Below are 23,564 nucleotides of genomic sequence, written 5' to 3'. Positions count from 1 at the left end.
CAATCTAGGATCTGCTCAACGGTCACGCCGACCAAGAACGTATGAGGACAATCCAATGAGCTTGAAAGACAAACTTCCCGGTCAACTGGGCTTCGGCACCGCGCCACTGGGCAACATGTTCCGCGCCATCCCCGAAGAAGAAGCGCAGGCCACCGTGCACGCCGCGTGGGATGCCGGCGTGCGCTACTTCGATACCGCGCCGTTCTACGGCTCCGGTCTTTCGGAGATCCGCCTCGGCGAAGCACTGAAGCAGTACAAACGCGACGACTACGTGCTGAGCAGCAAGGTCGGCCGGGTGATTCTCGATGAAATCGAAGACGCCGCCGCCCGCGATCTCGGCGAGAAGAGCGGGGTGTTCGAGCACGGTCGGCCGAACAAGATCGTCAACGACTACAGCGCCGACGCGACTATGCGTTCGATCGAAGACAGCCTCAAGCGTCTGCAAACCGATCGCCTCGACATCGTCTGGGTGCACGACATCGCTCAGGATTTTTACGGCGATCAATGGCTGGAGTACTTCAATCAGGCCCGCACGGGCGCATTCAAAGTGCTCACCCGCTTGCGCGAAGAAGGCGTAATCAAAGGCTGGGGCCTGGGCGTGAACAAAGTCGAGCCGTGCGAACTGACCCTTGATCTCAGCGAAGCGCAGCCGGACGGTTTCCTGTTGGCCGGTCGCTACACGCTGCTCGATCACGAACGCCCGCTGCAGCGCTTGATGGATGCGGCTCGGGCGCAGAACGTTGAAATCGTTGTCGGTGGCCCTTACAGCTCAGGCATTCTCGCCGGCGGCTCGCACTTCGAATACCAGCAGGCCAGCCCTGAAGTCATCGCCAAGGTCGAACAGATCAAACGCATCGCCGCCGCTTACAACGTTGATATCAAAGCCGCCGCGCTACAGTTTTCGCTGGCCAATCCGGCGGTCGCTGCAGTGATTCCCGGCGCGAGCAAACCCGGTCGTATCGCCGAAGATGTCGCGGCGTTGTCGGCGATCATTCCTGCCGGTTTCTGGCAGGCGATGCGCGACGCCAGACTGGTTTCTGAACGTGCACCATTGCCAATCGATGAGGTGAAGGCATGAAGATTGATCTGAGTGGAAAACTGGCCATCGTCAGCGGCAGCACCGCCGGCATTGGTCTGGGCATCAGCCAGTCGCTGGCCGAATCCGGCGCCACCGTGGTGGTGATCGGCCGCGACACGGCCAAGGTCGAGCAGGCGCTGGCGAGCATTCGGCAGAAAGTGCCGGGGGCGCAGTTGCGTGGTTTGACTGCGGATCTGGGCACGGCCGAGGGCGCGCAAAAACTCTTCGCCGCTGAGCCGCGCGCGGACATTCTGGTGAACAATCTCGGCATCTTTAATGACGTGGATTTCTTCGATACGCCGGACAGCGAGTGGACGCGCTTCTATGAGGTCAATGTGATTTCCGGCGTGCGCTTGGCGCGGCACTACGTGCCGGCGATGGTCGAGCAGGGCTGGGGCCGGGTGATCTTTCTTTCCTCGGAATCCGGCGTGGCCACGCCAGCCGACATGATCAACTACGGCGTCACCAAAAGCGCCAATCTGGCGGTGTCCCACGGTCTGGCCAAACGTCTGGCTGGCACCGGGGTGACGGTCAATGCGATCCTGCCGGGGCCGACCTTCACCGACGGCCTGGAAGACATGCTCAAGGAGGCTGCCGCCGAATCCGGGCGCAACCTGCGCGATGAAGCCGACGCCTTTGTGCGCAAGGCCCGCCCGACCTCGATCATCCAGCGCGTGGCGGATGTCGAAGAGGTCGCGCATCTGGTGACCTACATTGCTTCGCCGCTGTCCTCGGCCACCACCGGCGCCGCGTTGCGCGTCGATGGCGGCGTGGTCGACAGCCTGACTATCTGAATTCTGGAGAGACGTTTATTTATGCCAACAGCATCCGCAACCATCGACATTCCGGCCTCGGCCGATCAGGTCTGGCAATTGATCGGCGGCTTCAACACGCTGCCCGATTGGCTGCCCTTTATTCCCAACAGTGAGCTGAGCGACGGTGGCCGTGTGCGCACCTTGCAGACCGCTGACGGCGCTGTGGTAATCGAGCGACTGCAAGCGTTCGATAACGCCGCGAAGACTTACAGCTATTCGATCGAACAGGCACCGTTCCCGGCGACTGATTACTTGGCGACGATCAAGGTTGAAGCCCAAGGGCAGGGTGCACGGGTGACGTGGTCGGGTCGTTTCAACGCCAAAGGCGTGAGTGATGAGGAAGTGGTGGCGTTGTTTAACGGCATCTATCAGGGTGGCCTCGAGGCACTCCGTGCCAATTACCCCGCTTAATCATCAAACAAAAAGACCTGTGGGAGCTGGCTTGCCAGCGATTGCGGTGGTTCAGTCACCTTATACGGCGGCTGACCGGCCCCCATCGCTGGCAAGCCAGCTCCCACAGGGACCGCGTCGATTTGGAGTGTCGGCAGAGTCAGGAATTTTCGATCAGGCTCTGCCGGCAATCGAGCAGCAGTTTCGCCCCGCCCAGATCACTGCTGCCGACTTCAAGACTGAAGCCATGCAAGCTGACAATCGCCGCCACAATCGACAATCCGAGGCCAAAGCCACCCTGCGGCTGCCCACCCTCGGCGCGATAGAAGCGCTGGAACACCGCCTCACGCTCAGCCTCGGGAATCCCCGGCCCTGAGTCGTGCACCTCAATCCGCGTCTGCCCACCGGCGTTCACCCCACGCAACATCACCGTGCCGCCCGGTGGCGTGAACTTGATCGAGTTGCTCAGCAGATTGGCCAAGGCCTCGAACAGCAACGCCCGATCACCATTGAGCGGCGGCAGGGTCTCCGGCATGTTCAGCTCGAAACGCAGCTCGCCTTCCTCGGCCAATGGCAAATAAAACTCGTGCAGTTCTTCCAGCAATTGCACTGGATCGAGCTCGACAAAACCTGAACGGCGCTGGCGATCCTCAAGCTCGGAAATCCGCAACAACCCGCGAAACCGCGCCATCAGCGTGTCCGCTTCGGCGAGCACCAGATCCAGTTGCGCCGCTTCCTGCGAACCTTCACCAGCCTGCTGCTGCATGCGATACAACTGCGCGCGCAGGCGCGTCAGTGGCGTGCGCAGATCATGGGCGATGTTGTCGCAGACGCCTTTGACTTCATTCATCAAGCGCTCGATGCGCTCCAGCATCGCATTGACGATGGCCGCGAGCATGTCCAGTTCATCGCGGCGATTGGACAGGGGCAGGCGCCGGGTCAGGTCGCCGGCAACAATCGCCTGAGCGCTGGCCTGAATCGCCCGGATGCGCCGCAACGGCCGACGCCGCAGTAAATGCCAACCGGCAATGCCCGGCAGAATCGTCAGCGACACGCCCCAGAACAACGCATGCAAAATGATCCGCGTGACGGCGAACAGCGAGCCGTTGTCGCGCAGCAACACCAGCCAGCGCCCATCGCGGGTTTGTGTGGCCACCGCATCGCAGCTGTCATTGGGCAGGGTCGGGTCATCGGAGTCGGCGCATTCGGCAAGCATGTGGATCTTGCCGTCCAGCGGCAGGCCTTCGGGGATCTGCTGGAGCGCTCCACCGAGGTAAACGCCGTTGGCGTCGAACAGGCCATAGGCGTCGATGCCGCGAATGTCGAAGGTCATGCTGGCGGCGAGGGCGTCTTCCAGTTGTTCGCCGCGAAAGTGCGAAAACAGGTGCTGACGTTGCATCAACGAGTGTTTGGCGAGGTTGTCGAGGTAGCCGGAGACCTCGTAATACATGACCCCCATGAGGATCGCGCTCCAGGCCACGAACAGCGAACTGTACAGCGCCAGCAATCGGCTGCTGGAGGAGCGCCAGCCGTCAGACGGGTTCGGCAATGACATAACCCGAGCCCCGTACCGTGCGGATCAGCGGCACATGGCCGGCGGCGTCGATCTTCTTGCGCAGACGGCCGATGTGCACGTCGATCAGGTTGGTCCCGGGGTCGAAGTGATAACCCCAGACCTCTTCGAAAATCATCATCCGCGAAAGGATCTGGCCGCTGTTGCGCATGAGGAATTCGAGCAGCTTGTATTCGGTCGGCAGCAGCGTCAGCACTTGTTCGGCGCGGCGCGCTTCATGGCTGATCAAATCAAGTTCGAGGTCGGCCACCTGCAACGTCGTTGCCTGAGTGGCGCCGCTGTTCTGCCGACGCAGCAACACTTCCACCCGCGCGGCCATTTCATCGGTGGCAAACGGTTTGGTCAGGTAATCATCACCGCCAGCGCGCAAGCCGCGTACGCGCTCGTCGACATCGGAGAGGGCGCTGATCATCAGAATCGGCGTGGCCACGCCCATGGTACGCAGCGTGGTGACGATGGCCAGGCCATCGAGTTCGGGCAGCATGCGGTCGAGGGTGATCAGGTCGTAGTTGCCGCTCACGGCGCGGTCGAGCCCTTCGCGGCCATTGTCGACCCAGTCGACTTCCAGCCCGTGGCTGCTCAGTTCGGCGACGATTTCCCGAGCGGTCACGGCGTCGTCTTCGATGGTCAAGATACGAGTCATAGGCAGGCCTGCTGATCGGTTCAAACGGAATGGCAGCATTTTGCCAAGAAAATCCGCTGGCGCTTTAAATTAACTTTCATGTTGACCTGTCACAAACGCAGATTTGGAGCGCTATTGATACTTGAGGCCAATGCATAAAACCCGCTGTTATCCGGCAATTATTGCAATTTGCAAGGTTTGCGTAAGTTCATTCTTTCTAACTTATTGAAATTAAAAATTTTATTTAATTTTCGCGAATGGCACGGTCACTGCAATTCCTCTGCTGACGAGTTGTAACACCATTTTTCATGCCTGGAGCAGAACAACAATGAATAGATCTTCTGATGGGTTTTATCCTGCCGTTGAAGAGTCGAGCAGCGTTTCGGGCGTGTCCTGGGGCGCGATTTTCGCAGGTGCCGCGGCTGCCGCTGCCCTGTCGATGATTTTGGTCCTGCTCGGGTTCGGTTTGGGTTTCTCTGCCGTTTCACCGTGGGCCGGAGAGGGCGTCAGCGCCAAGGGCCTGGGCATTTCAACGATTGTCTGGCTGGCGCTGACGCAAATCATCGCTTCCGGCATGGGCGGTTATATCGCCGGTCGCTTGCGGGTGAAGTGGGCGAACATGCACGGTGACGAGGTGTATTTCCGCGACACCGCGCACGGCTTCCTGGCCTGGTGTGTGGCTACATTGGTCACTGCAGTTCTGGTGGTCGGCTCGGTCAGCAGCGTGATCAGTGGTGGTGTGCAGGCCGGTGCCAGTGTGGCTGGCGGTGCTGCCAGCGCCATGACTCAAGCAGCCGGTTCTGCGGCGGCCAACACCGACAGCAACCAGTACGGCTACTACATCGACAGCCTGTTCCGCGATGACCGTCCGGCCTCTGTCAGCGATGACGCCGCTCATGGCGCTGTGGCCCGCATCTTTGCGCAAAGCCTGGCCAACGGTCAGCTGAGTGCTGAAGACCGTACTTACCTCGCACAACTGGTCGCGCAACGTACCAACCTGACTCAGGCCGATGCCGAACGTCGCGTTGACGAGATTTATGCGCGCACTCAGAAAGCCCTCGCCGACGCCAAAGTCAAAGCTCAACAAGCCGCCGACACCGCTGCGAAAGTCGCTGCCTTGACCTCGCTGTGGATGTTCATTTCGCTGTTGGCCGGTGCGTTCTTCGCCAGCCTCGCGGCTACTTACGGCGGTCGTCGTCGGGATGCCGTCGAGTACGTAGAAGTCGACACCTACACCACGACCACTCCAGTCCGTTAAACAAGGAGCATCACCATGCGCTCATTACTGCTGTTTTTCCTCGGCGTACCGATCCCGATCATCATCCTGATCGCCCTGTTCGTGCACTGATTGCTCCATTGAGGCCCATGCCTCGGCCGTTTCCACCTTCGGGTGGAAGCGGCTTTTTGCTTTCTGACGGGCAACAAGGGGAAAATCCGCGTCGGCAACGGGGCGGCCGTTGCGCGCACGTTTAAGGATGAATACGTTGAACAAGCAAGCAATCAAACGAAAAGTCGTCGAAATGCTCGATAGCGGGCATTCCAGGGCCGAAACCTTCAAGGCGTTTTCGGGTGGCAAGGTCAAGGATCGAGTGCTGGCGGGCTGGATCGGGGCGCATCCGGATCCCGCCCTGAGAAAACGACACGCCGTTAAAGTCAACATTCTGGTCGCACTGATGGGTATCTGGGGACTTCTCGGGGCGATAGCCGGGCTGCTTCAAATCAATGACGGTGGCATCGCTATGGCATTGACCATGGTCTTGATTATTGGCGTGATTCCGCTCTTGTTTGCGTGGGGCTTTTACAAGGGCATCGCGGTGATTTACACAATCTATGTCACCTTCACGATCAGCCAGATTCCTCGTGAATTCTACGGCTTCAGTGAAGAACCCGTGTCGACTCTGCTCGGCGTGGCGTTCATTCTGGCCATGGTGTTCTACGCCGCCTGGGTCAAATCGCTGCTGTTTCCGGACCTCGCTTTGGTCGGTACAAGGAAGATCAAAGGGCAGTACGTCTTCTCCAATTGATCGTTGGACAATCCAGCCGCTTTCACTGGCCTGGATCAATATTTCGCCGGGCGATATCGCCTAACGTAAATGATCCAGGCCTTTGCTGAGGCATGAACTACAGTGCTTCACGCGCACCTTGTTGCGCTGACGAAGTAGCTGCGTCGACGCCCCTCACAGCCACAATAAACGCGTCGACCCGGTGTAGTGCAGCAAGGAGCTGACACCACCTCAACCGAACTCTCACGGATGAACATAGCAATGCACTGCCAAGAAAGAACCTTCGATATCCAGCCGTTGGCGCAGGCGGACATGACCGTCCACATCAACGGTCAAGCGGTCACCGCCGCCATCGGCGAAACCGTCCTCAGTGTTATCCAGTCCCTCGGCGTTCGCCAGATTGCCCGTAACGATCACGACCAGATCACCGGCGCCTATTGCGGCATGGGCGTGTGCCAGTGCTGCCTGGTGAAAATCAACGGCCGGCACAAACGCCGTGCCTGCCAGACTGTGGTGCGTGACGGCATGCAGATCGAAACCCAGGTCAACCGCATCACCACGCAGGAGGTGATCGTATGAGCCCGCAACCGGTCATCGTCGGCGGCGGCCCGGCGGGGATGGCGGCGGCCATCGAACTGGCGCGCCACGGGGTGCGCTGCACCTTGCTCGAAGAAGCTTCACGCCTTGGCGGTGTGGTCTATCGCGGGCCGCTGCGTGACGGCGTGCAGCTGGATTATCTCGGCCCGCGCTACTCCGAAGCGCTGGGCAAACTGCACGGTGATTTTCAGGAACAGGCCGGGCTGATCGATGTACGCCTCAACCATCGTGTGGTCGGCGCCGAAGGTACTCGTGCATTGGTAGTGCTGGATGGCGATGAGCAATTGCACGAGATCGAGTATCCGCAATTGCTCCTGGCTGCCGGTTGCCACGAACGCAGCGTGCCGTTTCCGGGCTGGACGTTGCCGGGGGTGATCATGCTCGGCGGTCTGCAACTGCAAATCAAAAGTGGCGTGGTCAAGCCGCAAGGGCCGGTGATCATCGCCGGCACCGGGCCGTTGCTGCCGCTGGTGGCGACGCAGTTGCATGCGTCGGGCGTCAGCGTCGCGGGCGTGTATGAGGCTTGCGCGTTCGGCAAGATTGCCCGCGAAAGTCTGGCGCTGCTGAACAAGCCGCAATTGTTTCTCGATGGTTTGAGCATGCTCGCCTACCTGAAACTGCACGGCATCCCGATGAACTACGGCTGGGGCGTGGTCGAGGCGCATGGTGAGGGCGAGCTGAAAAGCGTCAGCGTCGCGCCGTACTCGGCCACGTGGGAACCGGACATGAGCCGCGTCGAGCGTTTCGAAGCCAAGAGCCTCGCGGTCGGTTATGGCTTTATTCCGCGCACCCAACTGAGCCAGCAGATGGGCCTGGATCACGGCTTCAGCGATGACGGTTATCTGCGCGCCAACGCGAACGTCTGGCAGCAAAGTAACGAACCCCACGTGCACTTGGCCGGTGACATGGGCGGGATTCGCGGCGGTGAAGCGGCGATGCTCGCCGGCAAGATCGCCGCAACCTCGATTCTCCTGCAACGCGGCGTGCTCGAAGAGGAATTGGCGCGTGTGCGCCGCGACCGTTACTTGAGCAAACTCAAAGCCATCGTGCGCTTTCGCGCTGCTGTGGATCGCTACACCGAACGCGGCGTCGGCCAGACCGCATTGCCTGCCGCTGACACGGTGATCTGCCGTTGCGAACACGCGACCCGCGCTGACATCGACCTGGCGCTGGAGCAAGGCGTGCAAGACATCGCCAGCCTGAAAATGCGCACCCGCGTAAGCATGGGCGATTGCCAGGGGCGCATGTGCGTCGGCTACTGCAGCGATCGCTTGCGTCAGGCTACCGGGCGCAAGGACGTCGGTTGGCTGCGCCCGCGATTCCCGATTGATCCGATTCCTTTTTCCGCGTTCCAGTCTGTCGGCACGGAGGCCGCTGCCCATGAGTAAGTTCTACGACGTGATCATTGCCGGCGGCGGCGTGATCGGGGCGTCCTGCGCCTATCAATTGTCCAAGCGCAAAAACCTCAAAGTGGCGCTGATCGATGCCAAGCGCCCGGGCAACGCCACCCGTGCGTCGGCCGGCGGTTTGTGGGCGATCGGTGAGTCGGTCGGCCTCGGCTGCGGGGTGATTTTCTTCCGCATGATGTCGGCCAACCGCAAGCGCGAAACCCAGGGCGCGGCGGTGGCAGTGGACGCAAGCACGCCGCACATTCTGCCGGAGTCATTCTTCGATTTCGCCCTGCAGTCCAACGCGCTGTACCCGGCGCTGCACCGTGAGCTGAAAGACAACCACGGCATGGATTTCAAGTTCGAAAAGACCGGGTTGAAATTCGTCATTTACGACGATGAAGACCGGCTCTACGCCGAGCACATCGTCGGCTGCATTCCGCACCTGGCCGATCAGGTGCGCTGGCTCGATCAGGCGGCGCTACGCGAGTCTGAACCGAGCGTCAGCCACGAAGCACGCGGGGCACTGGAGTTTCTCTGCGATCACCAGGTCAGCCCGTTCCGCCTCGCCGATGCCTACATGGAAGGTGCACGGCAGAACGGCGTCGACATCTTCGTCAACACCAACGTCACCGGTGTGTTGCATCACGGCAGTCGCGTCACCGGTGTGCAGACGGCCGAGGAGGGCGTGTTCCACTGCAAGACGCTGATCAACGCCGGTGGTGCCTGGGCGGCGGACTTGAGTGAATGGGCGACGGGTATTCGTATCCCGGTGAAACCGGTAAAGGGCCAGATTCTGCTGACCGAGCGCATGCCGAAAATCCTTAACGGCTGCCTGACCACCAGCGACTGCTACGTGGCGCAGAAGGACAACGGCGAGATCCTGATCGGCAGCACCACCGAAGATAAGGGCTTCGACGTCACCACCACCTACCCGGAAATCGCCGGGCTGGTGCAGGGCGCGGTGCGCTGCCTGCCGGAACTCAAGGACGTCAATCTGAAACGCACCTGGGCGGGTTTGCGTCCGGGCTCGCCGGATGAGTTGCCGATTCTCGGACCGATGCGTGGGGTGGAAGGGTATTTGAATGCCTGCGGACACTTCCGCACCGGCATTCTGACCTCGGCGATTACCGGTGTGCTGCTGGACAAACTGGTCAACGATGAGCCGTTGCCGCTGGATATCACGCCGTTTCTGGCGGACCGCTTTGAAGTCGCGCCGGTCAAGCAAGCGTTGGAACTGGAACTGGCCTGACCTTGGCAAGATGATCGTTCCCACGCTCCGCGTGGGAATGCCTCAAGGGACGCTCCGCGTTCCAGCTTGCGAATTGGAACGCAGAGCGTCCCGGGCTGTATTCCCACGCGGAGCGTGGGAACAATCGGGTGTGGCTCAGGTGTTGCGGGATTCTTCTTCTAGCTGGTCCGATTCGAACAACCGCGCCAGTTCCGCCCGAGCTTCCTGGGCGGTTTGCAGGACTTTCGCCGCGTCGTCGTAGATCGCGTGCTGCGCCTCCAGCACCTGTTCGTCGTGGTGCTTGAAGCGCTTGATCCGCGCATCGGCCTGAGCCTGGGTGAGACCGAGCCCGACCAACGTGCGCCGACTCATCTCCAGACTTGAGTAATACGTCTCACGAATCGCCTCCGCGCCAACATCGACCAAACGGTGCACGTGCTGACGGTTACGCGCCCGGGCGATGATCTTCATGTGCGGATACAGCTTGCGCACCACCTCGGCGGTCTTGATATTGGTCTCCGGATCATCCGTGGCAATCACGAAATATTCCGCCTCACCGACCTTGGCCGCATTGAGGATTTCCGGGCGCATCGGGTCGCCGTAGAACACCGGCACACCGCCAAAACTGCGCGACAGTTCAATGGTTTCCACCGAGGTGTCCAGCGCGACGAATTTGATGTTCTGCGCACGCAGAATCCGCGCGACGATCTGGCCCATCCGGCCCATGCCGGCGATCACCACGCGTGGCGTGTCAGTGTCGATCTCACGGTATTTTTCCGGCACTTCCACCGGCTGCACTTTTGGGCTGACCAGCCGCGCGCAGAGCAACAGCAACAACGGCGTCACCGCCATCGACAGGGTGATGGTCAACACCAGCAAGTCATACAAACGCGGTTCGAACAGGCCCTGGTCGCGACCGATCTTGAACACCACAAAAGCGAATTCACCACCAGCCGCCAAGACGATACCGAGGCGAATCGCACTGACCTTGTTCAAGCCACCAGCCAGACGCCCGACGACGAACAGCAGCGGCAATTTCAGCCCGATCAACAGCAGCGTCAGCCCCAGCACAGTGATCGGCGCACTCAGCAGCAAGCTGAGGTTGGCGCCCATGCCGACGCTGATGAAAAACAGCCCGAGCAGCAAACCTTTGAACGGCTCGATCTGCGCTTCCAGTTCATGGCGATATTCCGAATCCGCCAACAGCAAACCGGCAAGAAACGCGCCCAGCGCCATCGACACACCGACCAGATCCATCAACCACGCCGTGCCGATCACCACCAGCAACGCCGTGGCCGTCGACACTTCCGGCAGACCGGTTTTCGCCACCACGCGAAATACCGGACGCAACAGATAACGCCCACCAACCACGACCACGGCGATACCGCCGAGCACCTGCAACGCATGGTTCAGGCTTTCCGCGTTACTGGTGTCGTGAGCACCACCCGCCAGCATCGGCACCAGTGCGATCAACGGGATCGCGGCGATGTCCTGAAACAACAGAATCGCAAACGCCAACCGCCCATGGGGGCTGGTCAGTTCCTTGCGCTCGGCCAGACTTTGCAGACCGAATGCCGTCGAGGAAAGGGCCAGACCGAGGCCGAGCACGATCGCACTGTTCAGCGGTTGGCCAAACACCGACAGCGCCAGCACGCCGATCACCGAAGCCGTCAGCAACACCTGCGCCAGACCAACGCCGAACACCGATTTGCGCATCACCCACAAACGTCGCGGCGACAGCTCAAGGCCGATGATGAACAACAGCAACACCACGCCCAGTTCGGAAATATGCGCGACGCTTTGCGGGTTGCCGATCAGGCCCAGCACTGAAGGACCGATGATCACCCCGGCAAACAGATAACCGAGCACGGCTCCTAGTTGCAAACGTTTGGCCAAAGGCACGGTGAGCACGGCCGCGAACAGAAAGACGACAGCGGCTTGCAACAGATTGCCTTCATGGGGCATGGGGGGTTACTCCTGACAACGGTACGGCGGGGGTGACAAGGATAAGGGCTACAGCGACTTTTCATCCACCGAAGATCCCCTGTAGGAGCTGTCGAGTGCAACGAGGCTGCGATCTTTTGATCTTGCTTTTGCCTTCGAAGAATCAAGATCAAAAGATCGCAGCCTGCGGCAGCTCCTACAGGGGATCTTCATGTGGTCTGTAATAAATTGCATCAATTGGTTACATTTATAGCCTAAGCGAATCAATCTCCCGAGTCCCGCCATGGCCATCAACTTCGACCTCAACGACCTGCAAGCTTTTCGCGCCGTGGTCGAGCAGGGCAGTTTCCGCAAGGCCGCCGACACCGTGCGCCTCTCGCAACCGGCGTTGAGCCGGCGCATCGAAAAGCTTGAAGACGCCCTCGGCGTAAAACTCTTCGAACGCACCACACGCAAGGTCAGCCTGACCCAGGCCGGGCGCGGATTCATGCCCAGTGTCGAGCGTTTGCTCGATGATCTCGACGTTGCGTTATTGGGCATCAGCGAAGTCGCATCGACCCGTTTGGGCCATGTCACCGTTGCTTGTGTGCCTTCGGCGGCGTACTACTTCATGCCCCGCGTGATCGCGCGCTATCACCAGCAATTTCCACGGATCAAAGTCAAAGTGCTCGACTCCAGTGCGCACGATGTCTTGAGTGCGGTGGTCAATGGCGAGGCGGATTTCGGCTTGAGTTTTCTCGGCACGCAGGATGCCAAAGTCGAGTTCGAACCGCTTGTGCAGGAGTGCTACGTCGTCGCTTGTCGCCGCGATCATCCGTTGGCCGGGCGCAGTAGCGTGACGTGGGATGAGTTTTATCAGCAGGATTACATCTCGCTGGACAAGACCTCCGGCAACCGCTTTCTGCTCGACCAGGCGTTGAGCACGGTGGTGCCGCAGCGTTCGAGCGTCTGCGAAACCCGGCATGTGACAACGATGATCGGTTTGGTGGAGGCGGGGTTGGGGGTGGCGGCGGTGCCGCTGATGGCGATGCCTGGGCCGGATCATCCGATCCTGACGCGGGTGCCGCTGACCGATCCGCAAGTGATGCGCAGTGTCGGCATCATCAAGCGCCGGGGTCGCACGTTGACCCCGGCGGCATTGGAACTGGAGCGGCTGGTGGTGGAAATGAAGGTCCAGCCGCCGATTGTCAGCGTTTGACCGAATCCAGTCCGGTGGCCTGCACGTCTGCTTGCGCGGCCGGCGCGGCGAGGTAAGCGAGCAGCGCTTTGGCTTCTTGCGGATGCTGTGCGCCGACCGGAATCCCAGCGGCAAAACGCGTCACCGACTGCACCGATTCCGGAATCTTCGCGACGAAACTCACACCCGGCACCGGCAGCAATTCGCTGACCTGCTGGAAGCCCAGTTGATAGTCGCCGGTGGCAACCACTGAACCCACGGGGATTTTCGCAATCATCTTGGCCTTCGGTTTCAGTTGATCTTCGATGCCCAGTTTCTTGAACAACTGCTGCTCGATGTAGACGCCGCTGGCGCTGTCTGAGTAGGCCACTGACTGTGCGTCGAGCAGGGTTTTCTTCAGGCCGTCGACACTGCTGATGTCCGGTTTCGGCGCGCCTTCGCGCACTACCAGGCCGATCCGCGAATCGGCCAGTTCCACGCGCGAAGCCGGGTCGACCTTGCCTTGCTTGATCAAGTCATCAAGGGCATAGCCGACCATGATCACCACGTCGGCGTGTTCACCGCGCGCGAGGCGATTGGGGATCGCCTCGGGTGCTTTGCCCATCGACGGACCGAGGCTGGTGGTCAGTGTGTTGCCGGAGGCGGCGGCGAATTTCGGGCCGAGGATTTTGTAGGCGGCGGTGAAGCCGCCGGAGGTCATCACGCTCAATTCTTCGGCCTGGGCCGCGAGGTTGAACGCGAGACCGGCGAGCAGGGCGGTGACAGTAAACAGTTTTTTCATGGCGAGTTTTCCTCAGGCCGCGACAGGTTGCAGACGACCACCGGCACGGCGGTACAGATAAAGAGTGGCGCACAAGGCACATAGCGCACCGATACTCATCCAGTAACCCGGCGCGGCTTTGTCGCCGGTGTACTGAATCAGGAAGGTCGACATCGCCGGGGTGAAACCGCCGAAAATTGCCGTGGCCAGGCTATACGCGAGGGAGAAACCGGCAACCCGCACTTCCACCGGCATGATCTCGGTGAGCGCCGGAATCATTGCGCCGTTGTACAAGCCGTAGATAAACGACAGCCACAAGAGCGACAGCAGCATGTGGCTGAAGCTCGGCGCCTGCACCAGGTACGACAGCGCCGGATAAGTCGTGGCCAGGGCCAGCAGCGACATGGCAATCAGCACCGGGCGACGGCCGATACGGTCGGACAACAGGCCGCCAATCGGCAACCAGAAGAAGTTCGACACACCGACCAGCAGCGTCACCAACAGCGCGTCGGACGTGCTCAGGTGCAGCACGGTTTTACCGAAGGTCGGCGCGTACACGGTGATCAGGTAAAACGCGGTAGTGGTCAGCGCGACCATCAACATGCCGCCGAGTACCACGCCCCAGTTCTGGCCGAGGGTGCGGAACACTTCGCCCATGCTTGGGCGGTGTTTGCGTGCGGCGAACTCTTCGGTTTCCGCCAGGTTACGGCGCAGGAAAAAGATGAACGGGACGATCATGCAGCCGACGAAAAACGGAATCCGCCAGCCCCAATCGGCCACCACATCCGGCGCCATCCACGCGTTCAAGGCGTAGCCCAAAGCGGCGGCGACGATGATCGCCACTTGCTGACTGGCCGACTGCCAAGCGGTGAAGAAACCTTTGCGGCCCGGCGTGGCGATCTCGGCGAGATACACCGACACACCGCCCAATTCCGCCCCAGCCGAGAAACCCTGCAGCAAGCGCCCGATCAACACCAGTGCCGGCGCAAACAGGCCGATGCTTTCGTAACCGGGCACCAGCACTATCAGGATCGTGCCGCTGGCCATGATCGACAGCGTGACGATCAACCCTTTGCGCCGACCGACATCATCGATGTACGCACCGAGCACAATGGCGCCGAGCGGACGCATCAAGAAGCCTGCGCCGAACACCGCAAAGGTCATCATCAGAGAGGCGAATTCACTGCTCGCCGGAAAGAACACCGCCGCGATCTGCGTGGCGTAGAAGCCGAAGAGGAAGAAGTCGAATTGTTCGAGGAAGTTGCCCGAGGTCACCCGGAAAATGGCACCGGCCCGCGAGCCGTTGTGAGGGATTGAGGCTGTCATAGAAAAGTACTCCACCGCTTTTATGACGTGCGCGACGGGAGGGCGGCGCACGGTTTTTATTGAGGTGGATGGTGGCGCAGGTGTAACCGGATGTTAATTGCATTATTGGCATGGATTGATGTGCAAAGTGGATCAATGGGGTTTTTTGGGTACAAATCCATTGCTGCTGTAACGGCTGTTTATGGTTTCGCCACCCCAGCCCTCTCCCGAGGGAGAGGGAGCCGATTTCGGTTGGTTTTGAAACTTTCATTCGACTCGGTATCGCACGTCGGCACACTTCTGCCAAACACCTCGGTCAGTCCCCTCTCCCTCCGGGAGAGGGCTAGGGTGAGGGGCTCTTGATTTCCTCTAGCACCCACCCCCGGTAAAAAAGGAATGATTCCCGCCCCACGCAGTCGGAGTTGAGGTACTACACAATTCAGGAGGTTCACCGATGAACAGCAAAACCCTAATCGCCAGCCTGGCCCTCATCGCCGGCATTGCCGGGATCAGCCCACTTGTTCAAGCGGCGCAAACCTCAAATGAACAAGCCGTGCAATCCCCGGTCAGCGACCGGGAGTTGAAGGTCAACGACCGTGCGCCGGATATTTATCAGCGCAGTGAAAAAGCCATCGACTGGAAAACCAAGGGCCTGAAAAAACCTGTTGATCAGGCGCAATGGGTACAGATCAATGACCAGTACGTCATGGTGATGATCACCAACGGGACGATTGTCGAGATGAAGCCGGTCCCGCGTTAAATCTCCGGCAATAATCAGCCATGGACGGTTGATTGCAATCGAGCGCCGTTCGGGTAAAACCCTTGGGGCGTTTTGGATGTCGGGAAGTCAGGAGCAACAGGTTGGAAAAGAAACCGCTGTATCGCAAAGAAAACACCACCGCCCATAACGTCTGGCGCAACAACCCAGGCGGGCACTACCGTGATCAACGAAACACCAAAGCGCAAAGCCACAGCGAGGCCACGCGCGGCTCTATGCATGGCATCAAACACCACGGCTACGACTACACGCCGTTGTTTCGTTTTCTGTTATCCCGCGTCGGCGGTCATTGGGATGAGATTTTCAGCGAAGCGGTATCTCGCCTTGATCGGCCAGAACCGGTTTTCTGGATGGTTGCCATCCACGAAGACGATCGCAAGGACATTGTGCGACTGGGCGAGTCGGCCTACTTCAACGGCCTCTTCGTCGATGAGCAAAAGCAGCTGCAAATCGTCAATCCGCAGCTGAGTGTCGAAGAGATGAAGCCTCATTGCCGGTGTTGCACGCATACCTTCAATGGCATTCCGTTTGGCCTGCCTGCGGACTGATCGAGCTACTCGACCCGAACGTGATTCATCACCTGCCCACCCCCCAACCGATACTGATTATTGCCACTGCGCTTGGCCTCATACATCGCCAGATCTGCGACGTGCAGCAAGCGATCCATCGCCGTCGCATGGTCCGGAAACACCGCCACCCCGAGGCTGGTGCCGATGTGGCGCTGGTCGTTGCCGATGCTGATCGGGGGCGACAGTTCGATGAAGATTTTCTGGCAGATGCTGCGCGCTTCGTCCTGCAAACTCAGGCTCGGCGACAGGCCTTGCAGGATCACCACGAACTCATCGCCGCCAATGCGCGCGACGGTATCGGTAGCGCGCAGGATGCGTTTCAGCCGCGTGCCCATAGTGACCAGCACGCGGTCGCCGGCGGCATGGCCGTAGCGGTCGTTGATGGTTTTGAAACCGTTGAGGTCGACGAACACCAGTGCGACGCGTGTCTTGGACTGCCGCGCGTGATCCAGCGCTTCCGACAAGCGTTGCTCCAGCACCAGGCGATTGGGCAGGCCGGTCAGCGGATCGAAGTGGGCGAGGTGTTGCAGGTAGCTGGCCGAGGCTTTTTCTTCGGTGATGTCGCGCACCACGCCCATCATTTTCACCACCGCGTCGTGGTCGTTGCGTACAACGTTGCCGGTTTCCCGCAGCCAGCGAATCGTGCCGTCGGGCCAGACCACGCGGTACTCCTCATCGTGGTTTTCGCCAGTCTCCAGGCAGCGCAGTTCGCCTTCGCGCACCTTGGTGCGGTCGTCCGGATGGACGCAGGAACAGAACAACGCATAGGACGGGGTGATTTCGCCGATCTTGAACCCGAACATGCCGTAAATCGCATCTGACCAGTACAGCCGATCCGTGTCGACTTCCCAATCCCAAGTGCCGATACGCGCAAAGTACTGGCTACGCTTGAAACGCTCGACGTCGCCGTCCTGCTGAATGTGTTGGCCATCGGCGGCCCGTCTCAGCAGATCACGGTACTGCGCGAGCTGCCTGCGCAAACCGCGTTCGCGCCACAGCAGCAGGGCGATGACGGCGAGCATGATCGCGCCCACGGCAAGGCTGATCCAGAACAGAGTCATTCGGGCGCTGCCAGCATGGCGAGTCGATCCGTGGGGTAGTGGCGGTTGGCTATGTTAATGCTTCATTACTCGGTTCGGATACCATGTTGATCTGCGCTGGCAGGTTGCCAATCCCCGGCATTTCTGGGAAAACGGCGGCCGGCTGAACAATAGAGTGAATGTTATGAATGATGAACTGCAGGTAATCGATCTTCAGGCCGGCGAAGGCAAAGCCGCCGTCAAAGGTGCGCTGATCACCACCCAATACACCGGATGGCTGGAAGACGGCAGCGAGTTCGATTCTTCCTACAGCCGAGGCAAACCTTTCCAGTGCGTGATTGGCACCGGGCGGGTGATCAAGGGTTGGGATCAGGGCTTGATGGGGATGCAGGTGGGGGGCAAGCGCAAATTGCTGGTGCCGGCGCATTTGGGGTACGGCGAACGGACGATGGGCAAGATACCGCCGAATTCGAATCTGGTGTTTGAGATTGAGTTGTTGGAAGTGTTGACGCGGGAGGATTGAAACCGGGTCTTTTTTACGCTTGGGAATAAATGCGATGGATGTGTGGCAGTGGGTTTCACAAGTTGCCGATTGGCTGGTGGAGAGGCATGCCTCGCGCAGAGGATCGAATTACAACTACATGTATTTCGTTTCCGCTGCCGTTGCAGTCGGCAGCTGGATAGTCGCGAAAGAACTGCTCGCCAAGCGCAAGGCCCTCAAAGCAGACGTGTCTGAAGCTTTGCAAAATGAAACGGTACGTGCGATGTCCTTTGCTCAGGAAGATGGGCGGCCGGTCAAACGCACTGCGACGTTGGTCCGACAGGAAGAAACCTTTTTCGTCACGGTCATTCGTCATGACGATGAAGAGCGCGTGGAGTCATCCAGTGAAGCGTTGCACTCGCTGGACGATGTCGACGTTTACTTGCGTGACCACACACCCTTTATCCTCGCGGATTTTCGAGCTTCGTGACTCACGCGTCCGATGCAGAAAGAACGCTTTCGCGAGCAGGCTCGGTCCCACATTGGATCGGCGGCGTACTCAAATTCCATGAGCCACCGCAGATCTAGTGTGGGAGCGAGCCTGCTCGCGAAGAACGATTACACGGTCAATCAGGCTGCGTGGGCCATTTCGGCCAGTGTGTCGGCCACGGTTTTTTGCAGTGAGGGGAACCGGCGGGTCACGCGGCGCAGTGCGGGTAGCACGGCGTCGATTTCCAGTTCATCGAGTTGGGGAAGGACGGTGACGGCGGAGGCGACGATGGATTCGCGTTCGCTTTCGAAGAGCACCAGGCAGGCGTTTTGTGCCCAGCGTCCGTCCCGTTCGTTGAAGCCCATGGCCACCAGTGCTGCGACGACCTGTGCATCGGTTTTGTTGGACATGTTTATTGCCTCAGGGCGGGGTCGATTTTGTCGAGGGCGCGGTTGACCGCGAGTTCGCCGAGCATGACCACTTGCTGGATGCCGAGCACGGTGTTGCGGTAGGGCGAGTCGAGCAGGGCGGCGAAGTCGCTGAGCATGATGCTGGCCGAGGCCATGGATTCGCAGGCGTGGGCCATGAGGTCTTCGGCGCCGGTGTTCGGGTCGACGAGGAACATGGTGCTGGGTTTGCGTGGTGGTGAAGGCGGTGTGGGTTTCAAGTAGTGGTCGAGGGCGCGTTCGGCGGCTTCGTGGAGTTTTCTGGAACCTGGTGTGGAGTAGGGGGACGTTGGATTTGGATCGATTTCCGCGTCTGTTTCGGGCGGATTTGGCGTGATTTTGAACATTTCTTAGAACCTTTTAATGAGGCCGACACGTTCATTGCGACTAAACAAATGGGTGGCAGCTATGCGCAGGTTAGTCGACCGGTGGTTCTAAGCAGTCCCGGCGCACCCGAAGGCGCCCTGCGCACAGCTACCATTAAGCTCAGGCGCGAGAATGCCTGACTGAACGGACTGTATGCTGCCAAAAACCACCGAGCGACTAAACCCGATCACTGAACATTCAGTGACGCGAACCAAGTTACCGGCAGCCCCAAGCCGCACAAGCCGGCGGATTCTGGCGTAGTTGTAGGCAAAGGCGCAAGGCGCTGTAGCCTTGTGGCTGATGTCTAAATGATGCTGCGTTTGACTGGGCGCCTTCGCGAGCAGGCTCGCTCCCACAGGGGGAACGCATTCCAAACTGTGGGAGCGAGCCTGCTCGCGAAGGCGCCTTCAAAATCACCTCAGGATTCAACCCTCACGCCCCGCCCAAACCGCTCCCGATACACCGACGGCGGCACACCTACCACGCCGCGAAACGCCACACGAAAACTCTCCACCGACCGATAACCGCAACGCTCGGCAATCTGCTCGGTGTTATGCGGCGTACTCTCCAACAACTCCCGCGCCCGCGCCAACCGTTCGTGCTGCAACCACGCCTTCGGCGACTGCCCGCTGGCCTCGGTAAACCGCCGCAGAAACGTGCGCTCACTCATCGCCGCTTCACTGGCCAGATCACGCACTTCCAGCGGTTCATGCAAACGCTCGCGCGCCCACTGCATGACGCGCGACAGATCATTGCGCGGCGTCGGGCTGACCGGGGTCGGAATGAACTGCGCCTGACCGCCGGTGCGTTGCGGCGACATCACCAGGCGCCGCGCCACCGAGTTGGCGACTTGCGTGCCGAAGTCCCGCGCCACCAGATGCAGGCAGGCATCGATCCCGGCAGCGCTGCCGGCCGAGGTGATCAACTGACCGGAATCGACGTAAAGCACATCGGCATCGACAGCAATCGCCGGGAAGCGCTGCGCCAGTTCCGCCGTGTAACGCCAATGGGTGGTGGCGCCGTGGCCATCGAGCAGGCCGGTGGCCGCCAGCACAAATACACCGGAGCAGATCGACAGCAACCGCGCGCCCCGGGCATGGGCCTGGCACAGCGCGTCGATCAATGCTGGAGGCACCGCCGCGTTGCGATCGCGCCAGCCGGGAATGATGATGGTGCGCGCCTCGGCCAACAATTCCAGGCCGCCATCGGCCAGCACCTGAATGCCGCCCAAGGCGCGCATCGGGCCTTGATCGACCGCCGCAATGGCGTGGGAGTACCACGGGAAATCGAACTCCGGCCGGGTCAGGCCGAAGACCTCCACGGCGATGCCGAACTCGAATGTGCAGAGGCCGTCGTAGGCCAGAATCGCAACCAGACCTGGTGATGTCGGCATTTGGCGGAAAATTCCCGGTGAGTGTCTTGTGCGCCACTGTAGCCGCAAGCGACCGCTCGATAAAGTCTGTTCACACCCGTTCAGATAAAGGAGCAACACCCATGGTCAGTCTGGTTCGCGACATCCCTGCGGCGCCGTCGGCGATCGCCCTGATGCACTTCAGTAATCGTCTGACTTTCGAAACCGATTGTTCCGACGTGTTCAGTAGCCAAGAGGCTGGCGAGATTGATTTTGTCCTGGTCGATGTCCGTGGGCCGCTGGCCTTTGAGCGCGGGCACGTGCCGGGTGCGATCAATATTCCGAACCGTTTGCTAACGGCCGCGGAACTGGCCAGCTACCCGAAAACCACGCTGTTCGTGGTCTATTGCGCCGGCCCGCACTGCAATGGCGCGAACAAGGCAGCGGTGAAACTGGCGGCGTTGGGTTACCCGGTCAAGGAGATGATTGGCGGCGTTACTGGATGGCTGGATGAAGGCTTTCAACTGAGCGTTGAGCCAGTCGTCAAAACCGCCATCGGCTGCGAATGCTGATCCCCTTGTAGGAGCTGCCGCAGGCTCGGGCCGCGTTCGGACGATCTTTTGATCTTGATGTTTGAAAAGCCAGATCAAAAGATCGCAGCCTGCGGCAGCTCCTACAGGGAAGTCAGCGTTTTTCTGCGCTGGAAGTGCTCTTGTCCTACAGCCTTTGCACCACGACGGCGCACCCGTTGACCCCGGTCAATCGGTGCGCCGATCTTTCATAAGTATTTGTCGCTTAAACACAATTTACCCTGTGCGCGCCGCCATAGACTGCCGGCCACTTCGGTGTTTGTAGCCAATTGGCCATGACCGAACGCTGAATCGAAAGCTGCCAATAAAAGCCTCCGCACACAGGAGTTATAAATGAAGAAGCTAGTGATGTTCGGTGCCCTGGCACTGTCGATGTTGTCCCTGACCGCCGTGGCCGAAGACGCCAAGCCGATCCGCATCGGTATCGAAGCCGGTTACCCGCCATTCTCGATGAAAACCCCTGACGGCAAACTCACCGGTTTCGATGTTGATATCGGCGATGCGCTGTGCGCGCAGATGAAAGCCAAATGCACTTGGGTCGAGCAGGAATTCGATGGCCTGATCCCGGCGCTGAAAGTGAAGAAGATCGACGCGATTCTGTCGTCGATGACCATCACCGACGACCGCAAGAAGAACGTCGATTTCACCATCAAGTACTACCACACCCCGGCGCGCTTCGTGATGAAGGAAGGCTCCGGTGTCAAAGACCCGCTGACCGAGCTCAAGGGCAAGAAAGTCGGCGTGCTACGTGCCAGCACCCACGACCGTTACGCCACCGAAGTGCTGGTACCAGCCGGGATCGACCTGGTGCGTTACGGCTCGCAACAGGAAGCCAACCTCGACATGGTTTCCGGACGTATCGACGCGATGCTGGCTGACTCGGTCAACCTCAGCGACGGTTTCCTGAAAACCGACGCGGGTAAAGGTTTTGAATTCGTTGGCCCAACCTACGAAGACGCCAAGTACTTCGGTGGCGGCGCCGGCATTGCAGTGCGCAAGGGCGATACCGCGCTGGCCGAGCAATTCAACAAAGCCATCACCGAAATCCGCGCCAATGGCGAGTACAAGAAAGTCCAGGACAAGTACTTCGACTTTGATGTGTACGGCCATTAATACGCCGTAGAAAAAAGTGGCCCCGTTTGCGCGGTGGCCACTTTTTTTGCGCTCTAATTGTGATGAGACCCTTGTAGGAGTGAGCCTGCTCGCGATAGCGGTGTGTCATTCAATGAATGTGTTGGCTGACCCACCGCTATCGCGAGCAGGCTCACTCCTACAGGGGATCTTTGTGATCCAGATATTGAGGAGTTACCCATGCAACGCATCGACCATGTTCTGCCCTGGAGCCACTTGGGCAGCGAGCGCTCGCTCAGCGTGTTTCGCTACGGCGCGGGCACCCGCAAGGTTTACATCCAGGCCAGCCTGCACGCCGATGAACTGCCGGGCATGCGCACCGCCTGGGAACTCAAGCAACGCCTCAATGAGCTCGAACAGCAAGACCGTTTGCAGGGCGTGATCGAATTGGTGCCAGTGGCCAACCCGATCGGCCTCGATCAACATGTGCAAGGCGCGCACATGGGCCGCTTCGAACTGGGCAGCGGTAAGAATTTCAACCGCGCCTTCGTCGAACTCAGCGCACCGGTCGGGACGTTGATCGGTGAGCGTCTGGGCGCGGATGCCGAGGCCAACGTTGCGCTGATCCGCCAAGCCATGGGTCAAGTGTTCGAAGACCTGCCGGCCCCGGCCTCGCAACTGGAAGCGTTGCATCGCTTGCTGTTGCGCCATGCCTGTGATGCCGACATCACCCTCGATCTGCATTGCGATTTCGACGCGGCGATTCACTTGTACGCGCTGCCGCAGCACTGGCCACAGTGGCAATCGCTGGCGGCGCGCTTGAAGGCCGGCGTGGCGCTGCTGTGTGAAGATTCCGGTGGCAGCTCGTTCGATGAATCCTGCTCGACGCCTTGGCTGCGTCTGGCGCGGGCATTCCCGAATGCCGCGATTCCTGCGGCGAATCTGGCGACCACGCTGGAACTGGGTAGCATGGGCGATACCCGGGTCGATCAGGCTCAAGCCAATTGTGAGGCGATTCTCGGCTTCCTCGCGGAGCAGGGTTTCATCAGCGGCGAGTGGCCGGCAGCGCCGAGCGAGTGCTGTGAAGGCCTGCCGTTCGAGGGCACCGAATACCTGTTCGCGCCGCATCATGGCGTGGTCAGTTTTCTGCGCAATGCCGGCGAATGGGTGGAGCAGGGCGATGCGTTGTTTGAGGTGGTCGATCCGTTGCAGGATCGCGTCACCACCGTGCGCGCGGGCACCAGTGGCGTGTTGTTTGCGCTTGATCGCGGGCGCTATACCGAGCCGGGGATCTGGCAGGCGAAAGTGGCGGGGCGGGTGGCGTTTCGGACGGGCAAGTTGACCAACGACTGACGGATCTTCGTTGGGGCTAATGGCCTCATCGCGAGCAGGCTCACTCCTACAGGGGAACGCATTCCAAATGTAGGAGTGAGCCTGCTCGCGATGGCGGCATCAGCAGCACCACCGAATTTGGATCCACGCCGCAGGATGTTAGGCTC

General features: G+C 60.0%; 26 protein-coding genes. 16 read left to right on the top strand and 10 right to left on the bottom strand.

Annotation, left to right across the window (positions count from 1 at the left end):
* The first annotated feature begins 55 nt into the window (after window positions 1-55).
* From LOY43_RS17105 to LOY43_RS17095, 3 genes are read left to right on the top strand one after another with little or no spacing between them, the layout of a single operon-like run.
* Window positions 56-1,078 carry an aldo/keto reductase gene (locus tag LOY43_RS17105; RefSeq protein ID WP_095048023.1) on the top strand — a complete coding sequence of 341 codons (1,023 nt, stop codon included), beginning with the start codon at window positions 56-58 and terminating at the stop codon, window positions 1,076-1,078.
* Window positions 1,075-1,872, top strand: coding sequence for an SDR family NAD(P)-dependent oxidoreductase (locus tag LOY43_RS17100; protein WP_095048022.1), 798 nt, complete (start codon window positions 1,075-1,077; stop codon window positions 1,870-1,872). Before LOY43_RS17105 ends, LOY43_RS17100 begins: the two co-directional genes overlap by 4 nt.
* A gap of 21 nt (window positions 1,873-1,893) precedes the next feature.
* Complete coding sequence (locus LOY43_RS17095) at window positions 1,894-2,304, top strand: SRPBCC family protein (protein WP_250604307.1); 411 nt, start codon at window positions 1,894-1,896, stop codon at window positions 2,302-2,304.
* Window positions 2,305-2,443: 139 nt separating this feature from the next.
* Here the strand turns inward: LOY43_RS17095 and LOY43_RS17090 are convergent, their stop codons facing one another.
* Complete coding sequence (locus LOY43_RS17090; protein WP_220556461.1) at window positions 2,444-3,838, bottom strand: HAMP domain-containing sensor histidine kinase; 1,395 nt, start codon at window positions 3,836-3,838, stop codon at window positions 2,444-2,446.
* Complete coding sequence (locus LOY43_RS17085; RefSeq protein WP_007914996.1) at window positions 3,816-4,499, bottom strand: response regulator transcription factor; 684 nt, start codon at window positions 4,497-4,499, stop codon at window positions 3,816-3,818. Before LOY43_RS17085 ends, LOY43_RS17090 begins: the two co-directional genes overlap by 23 nt.
* Before the next feature lie 307 nt (window positions 4,500-4,806).
* Here LOY43_RS17085 and LOY43_RS17080 point away from each other — a divergent pair, with 307 nt between their 5' ends.
* Window positions 4,807-5,736 carry a hypothetical protein gene (locus LOY43_RS17080; RefSeq protein ID WP_095048019.1) on the top strand — a complete coding sequence of 310 codons (930 nt, stop codon included), beginning with the start codon at window positions 4,807-4,809 and terminating at the stop codon, window positions 5,734-5,736.
* A gap of 24 nt (window positions 5,737-5,760) precedes the next feature.
* On the opposite strand, the gene LOY43_RS17075 is transcribed toward LOY43_RS17080, so the two are convergent.
* Window positions 5,761-5,970, bottom strand: a complete 210-nt coding sequence (locus tag LOY43_RS17075; protein ID WP_141231768.1) for a hypothetical protein — start codon at window positions 5,968-5,970, stop codon at window positions 5,761-5,763.
* On the opposite strand from LOY43_RS17075, the gene LOY43_RS17070 reads away from it, so the two are divergent.
* The 4 genes from LOY43_RS17070 to hcnC all read left to right on the top strand — a co-directional run bounded on the left by LOY43_RS17070 (window position 5,963) and on the right by hcnC (window position 9,718).
* Window positions 5,963-6,502, top strand: a complete 540-nt coding sequence (locus LOY43_RS17070; RefSeq protein ID WP_007915001.1) for a hypothetical protein — start codon at window positions 5,963-5,965, stop codon at window positions 6,500-6,502. The two genes, LOY43_RS17075 and LOY43_RS17070, sit on opposite strands and share 8 nt — an antisense overlap.
* Before the next feature lie 240 nt (window positions 6,503-6,742).
* The gene (gene hcnA, locus LOY43_RS17065) at window positions 6,743-7,060 is read left to right on the top strand and encodes a cyanide-forming glycine dehydrogenase subunit HcnA (protein ID WP_194936307.1); all 318 of its coding nucleotides are present in this window, start codon (window positions 6,743-6,745) and stop codon (window positions 7,058-7,060) included.
* Window positions 7,057-8,466, top strand: coding sequence for a cyanide-forming glycine dehydrogenase subunit HcnB (gene hcnB / locus LOY43_RS17060; RefSeq protein ID WP_258708442.1), 1,410 nt, complete (start codon window positions 7,057-7,059; stop codon window positions 8,464-8,466). Before hcnA ends, hcnB begins: the two co-directional genes overlap by 4 nt.
* Entirely contained in the window at window positions 8,459-9,718 is a 1,260-nt protein-coding gene (hcnC, locus tag LOY43_RS17055) for a cyanide-forming glycine dehydrogenase subunit HcnC (RefSeq protein WP_095048017.1), read from the top strand. The genes hcnB and hcnC overlap by 8 nt, the downstream gene beginning before the upstream one ends.
* 135 nt (window positions 9,719-9,853) lie before the next feature.
* Here hcnC and LOY43_RS17050 read toward each other — a convergent pair whose 3' ends face one another.
* Window positions 9,854-11,662, bottom strand: coding sequence for a monovalent cation:proton antiporter-2 (CPA2) family protein (locus LOY43_RS17050; RefSeq protein WP_034156156.1), 1,809 nt, complete (start codon window positions 11,660-11,662; stop codon window positions 9,854-9,856).
* A 262-nt stretch (window positions 11,663-11,924) separates the two neighbouring features.
* On the opposite strand from LOY43_RS17050, the gene LOY43_RS17045 reads away from it, so the two are divergent.
* Window positions 11,925-12,839, top strand: a complete 915-nt coding sequence (locus tag LOY43_RS17045) for a LysR family transcriptional regulator (protein ID WP_258708441.1) — start codon at window positions 11,925-11,927, stop codon at window positions 12,837-12,839.
* Here LOY43_RS17045 and LOY43_RS17040 read toward each other — a convergent pair.
* On the bottom strand, window positions 12,829-13,599 hold the full coding sequence (locus tag LOY43_RS17040; RefSeq protein WP_095048014.1) for a substrate-binding domain-containing protein: 771 nt from the start codon (window positions 13,597-13,599) through the stop codon (window positions 12,829-12,831). The genes LOY43_RS17045 and LOY43_RS17040 overlap by 11 nt on opposite strands.
* A gap of 12 nt (window positions 13,600-13,611) precedes the next feature.
* Complete coding sequence (locus LOY43_RS17035) at window positions 13,612-14,904, bottom strand: MFS transporter (protein ID WP_095048013.1); 1,293 nt, start codon at window positions 14,902-14,904, stop codon at window positions 13,612-13,614.
* A gap of 433 nt (window positions 14,905-15,337) precedes the next feature.
* Here LOY43_RS17035 and LOY43_RS17030 point away from each other — a divergent pair, with 433 nt between their 5' ends.
* The gene (locus LOY43_RS17030) at window positions 15,338-15,643 is read left to right on the top strand and encodes an RcnB family protein (protein ID WP_258708440.1); all 306 of its coding nucleotides are present in this window, start codon (window positions 15,338-15,340) and stop codon (window positions 15,641-15,643) included.
* A gap of 101 nt (window positions 15,644-15,744) precedes the next feature.
* Window positions 15,745-16,209, top strand: coding sequence for a hypothetical protein (locus LOY43_RS17025; protein ID WP_095124530.1), 465 nt, complete (start codon window positions 15,745-15,747; stop codon window positions 16,207-16,209).
* Between the two features lie 5 nt (window positions 16,210-16,214).
* On the opposite strand, the gene LOY43_RS17020 is transcribed toward LOY43_RS17025, so the two are convergent.
* Window positions 16,215-17,291, bottom strand: a complete 1,077-nt coding sequence (locus tag LOY43_RS17020; RefSeq protein ID WP_258708439.1) for a sensor domain-containing diguanylate cyclase — start codon at window positions 17,289-17,291, stop codon at window positions 16,215-16,217.
* Window positions 17,292-17,454: 163 nt separating this feature from the next.
* Between LOY43_RS17020 and LOY43_RS17015 the strand changes: the two genes are divergently transcribed.
* Both LOY43_RS17015 and LOY43_RS17010 read left to right on the top strand, forming a co-directional pair.
* Window positions 17,455-17,793, top strand: a complete 339-nt coding sequence (locus tag LOY43_RS17015) for an FKBP-type peptidyl-prolyl cis-trans isomerase (protein WP_095048010.1) — start codon at window positions 17,455-17,457, stop codon at window positions 17,791-17,793.
* A 34-nt stretch (window positions 17,794-17,827) separates the two neighbouring features.
* The gene (locus LOY43_RS17010) at window positions 17,828-18,241 is read left to right on the top strand and encodes a hypothetical protein (protein WP_258708438.1); all 414 of its coding nucleotides are present in this window, start codon (window positions 17,828-17,830) and stop codon (window positions 18,239-18,241) included.
* Window positions 18,242-18,381: 140 nt separating this feature from the next.
* Here the strand turns inward: LOY43_RS17010 and LOY43_RS17005 are convergent, their stop codons facing one another.
* From LOY43_RS17005 to ftrA, 3 genes are all read right to left on the bottom strand, one after another.
* Window positions 18,382-18,651, bottom strand: coding sequence for a hypothetical protein (locus LOY43_RS17005; RefSeq protein ID WP_127928797.1), 270 nt, complete (start codon window positions 18,649-18,651; stop codon window positions 18,382-18,384).
* Window positions 18,652-18,653: 2 nt separating this feature from the next.
* Window positions 18,654-19,034 carry a DUF6124 family protein gene (locus tag LOY43_RS17000; protein WP_095124534.1) on the bottom strand — a complete coding sequence of 127 codons (381 nt, stop codon included), beginning with the start codon at window positions 19,032-19,034 and terminating at the stop codon, window positions 18,654-18,656.
* Between the two features lie 437 nt (window positions 19,035-19,471).
* The gene (ftrA, locus tag LOY43_RS16995) at window positions 19,472-20,446 is read right to left on the bottom strand and encodes a transcriptional regulator FtrA (protein WP_123594247.1); all 975 of its coding nucleotides are present in this window, start codon (window positions 20,444-20,446) and stop codon (window positions 19,472-19,474) included.
* A gap of 101 nt (window positions 20,447-20,547) precedes the next feature.
* On the opposite strand from ftrA, the gene LOY43_RS16990 reads away from it, so the two are divergent.
* The 3 genes from LOY43_RS16990 to LOY43_RS16975 all read left to right on the top strand — a co-directional run bounded on the left by LOY43_RS16990 (window position 20,548) and on the right by LOY43_RS16975 (window position 23,418).
* Window positions 20,548-20,976 (top strand): rhodanese-like domain-containing protein, encoded by a 429-nt coding sequence (locus LOY43_RS16990; RefSeq protein ID WP_220556450.1) that lies wholly within the window; start codon window positions 20,548-20,550, stop codon window positions 20,974-20,976.
* A 351-nt stretch (window positions 20,977-21,327) separates the two neighbouring features.
* Window positions 21,328-22,107 (top strand): ABC transporter substrate-binding protein, encoded by a 780-nt coding sequence (locus LOY43_RS16985; RefSeq protein ID WP_258708437.1) that lies wholly within the window; start codon window positions 21,328-21,330, stop codon window positions 22,105-22,107.
* A 198-nt stretch (window positions 22,108-22,305) separates the two neighbouring features.
* Window positions 22,306-23,418: a M14 family metallopeptidase gene (locus tag LOY43_RS16975; protein WP_258708436.1), complete on the top strand. Its 1,113-nt coding sequence runs from the start codon at window positions 22,306-22,308 to the stop codon at window positions 23,416-23,418.
* The last annotated feature ends 146 nt before the right edge of the window (window positions 23,419-23,564 follow it).

Origin of the sequence: Pseudomonas sp. B21-041 (genome assembly GCF_024748675.1) — a bacterium.
Classification (GTDB): Bacteria; Pseudomonadota; Gammaproteobacteria; order Pseudomonadales; family Pseudomonadaceae; genus Aquipseudomonas; species Aquipseudomonas neuropathica.
This window is presented reverse-complemented; position numbering and strand designations above follow the sequence as displayed.

What these genes read in the sequence shown, in the direction of transcription:
- LOY43_RS17105 (WP_095048023.1), top strand. Translation starts at nt 56, where the DNA reads ATGAGCTTGAAAGACAAACTTCCCGGTCAACTGGGCTTCGGCACCGCG.
- LOY43_RS17100 (WP_095048022.1), top strand. Translation starts at nt 1,075, where the DNA reads ATGAAGATTGATCTGAGTGGAAAACTGGCCATCGTCAGCGGCAGCACC.
- LOY43_RS17095 (WP_250604307.1), top strand. Translation starts at nt 1,894, where the DNA reads ATGCCAACAGCATCCGCAACCATCGACATTCCGGCCTCGGCCGATCAG.
- LOY43_RS17090 (WP_220556461.1), bottom strand. Translation starts at nt 3,838, where the DNA reads ATGTCATTGCCGAACCCGTCTGACGGCTGGCGCTCCTCCAGCAGCCGA.
- LOY43_RS17085 (WP_007914996.1), bottom strand. Translation starts at nt 4,499, where the DNA reads ATGACTCGTATCTTGACCATCGAAGACGACGCCGTGACCGCTCGGGAA.
- LOY43_RS17080 (WP_095048019.1), top strand. Translation starts at nt 4,807, where the DNA reads ATGAATAGATCTTCTGATGGGTTTTATCCTGCCGTTGAAGAGTCGAGC.
- hcnA (WP_194936307.1), top strand. Translation starts at nt 6,743, where the DNA reads ATGCACTGCCAAGAAAGAACCTTCGATATCCAGCCGTTGGCGCAGGCG.
- hcnB (WP_258708442.1), top strand. Translation starts at nt 7,057, where the DNA reads ATGAGCCCGCAACCGGTCATCGTCGGCGGCGGCCCGGCGGGGATGGCG.
- hcnC (WP_095048017.1), top strand. Translation starts at nt 8,459, where the DNA reads ATGAGTAAGTTCTACGACGTGATCATTGCCGGCGGCGGCGTGATCGGG.
- LOY43_RS17050 (WP_034156156.1), bottom strand. Translation starts at nt 11,662, where the DNA reads ATGCCCCATGAAGGCAATCTGTTGCAAGCCGCTGTCGTCTTTCTGTTC.
- LOY43_RS17045 (WP_258708441.1), top strand. Translation starts at nt 11,925, where the DNA reads ATGGCCATCAACTTCGACCTCAACGACCTGCAAGCTTTTCGCGCCGTG.
- LOY43_RS17040 (WP_095048014.1), bottom strand. Translation starts at nt 13,599, where the DNA reads ATGAAAAAACTGTTTACTGTCACCGCCCTGCTCGCCGGTCTCGCGTTC.
- LOY43_RS17035 (WP_095048013.1), bottom strand. Translation starts at nt 14,904, where the DNA reads ATGACAGCCTCAATCCCTCACAACGGCTCGCGGGCCGGTGCCATTTTC.
- LOY43_RS17030 (WP_258708440.1), top strand. Translation starts at nt 15,338, where the DNA reads ATGAACAGCAAAACCCTAATCGCCAGCCTGGCCCTCATCGCCGGCATT.
- LOY43_RS17020 (WP_258708439.1), bottom strand. Translation starts at nt 17,291, where the DNA reads ATGACTCTGTTCTGGATCAGCCTTGCCGTGGGCGCGATCATGCTCGCC.
- LOY43_RS17015 (WP_095048010.1), top strand. Translation starts at nt 17,455, where the DNA reads ATGAATGATGAACTGCAGGTAATCGATCTTCAGGCCGGCGAAGGCAAA.
- LOY43_RS17010 (WP_258708438.1), top strand. Translation starts at nt 17,828, where the DNA reads ATGGATGTGTGGCAGTGGGTTTCACAAGTTGCCGATTGGCTGGTGGAG.
- LOY43_RS17005 (WP_127928797.1), bottom strand. Translation starts at nt 18,651, where the DNA reads ATGTCCAACAAAACCGATGCACAGGTCGTCGCAGCACTGGTGGCCATG.
- LOY43_RS17000 (WP_095124534.1), bottom strand. Translation starts at nt 19,034, where the DNA reads ATGTTCAAAATCACGCCAAATCCGCCCGAAACAGACGCGGAAATCGAT.
- ftrA (WP_123594247.1), bottom strand. Translation starts at nt 20,446, where the DNA reads ATGCCGACATCACCAGGTCTGGTTGCGATTCTGGCCTACGACGGCCTC.
- LOY43_RS16990 (WP_220556450.1), top strand. Translation starts at nt 20,548, where the DNA reads ATGGTCAGTCTGGTTCGCGACATCCCTGCGGCGCCGTCGGCGATCGCC.
- LOY43_RS16985 (WP_258708437.1), top strand. Translation starts at nt 21,328, where the DNA reads ATGAAGAAGCTAGTGATGTTCGGTGCCCTGGCACTGTCGATGTTGTCC.
- LOY43_RS16975 (WP_258708436.1), top strand. Translation starts at nt 22,306, where the DNA reads ATGCAACGCATCGACCATGTTCTGCCCTGGAGCCACTTGGGCAGCGAG.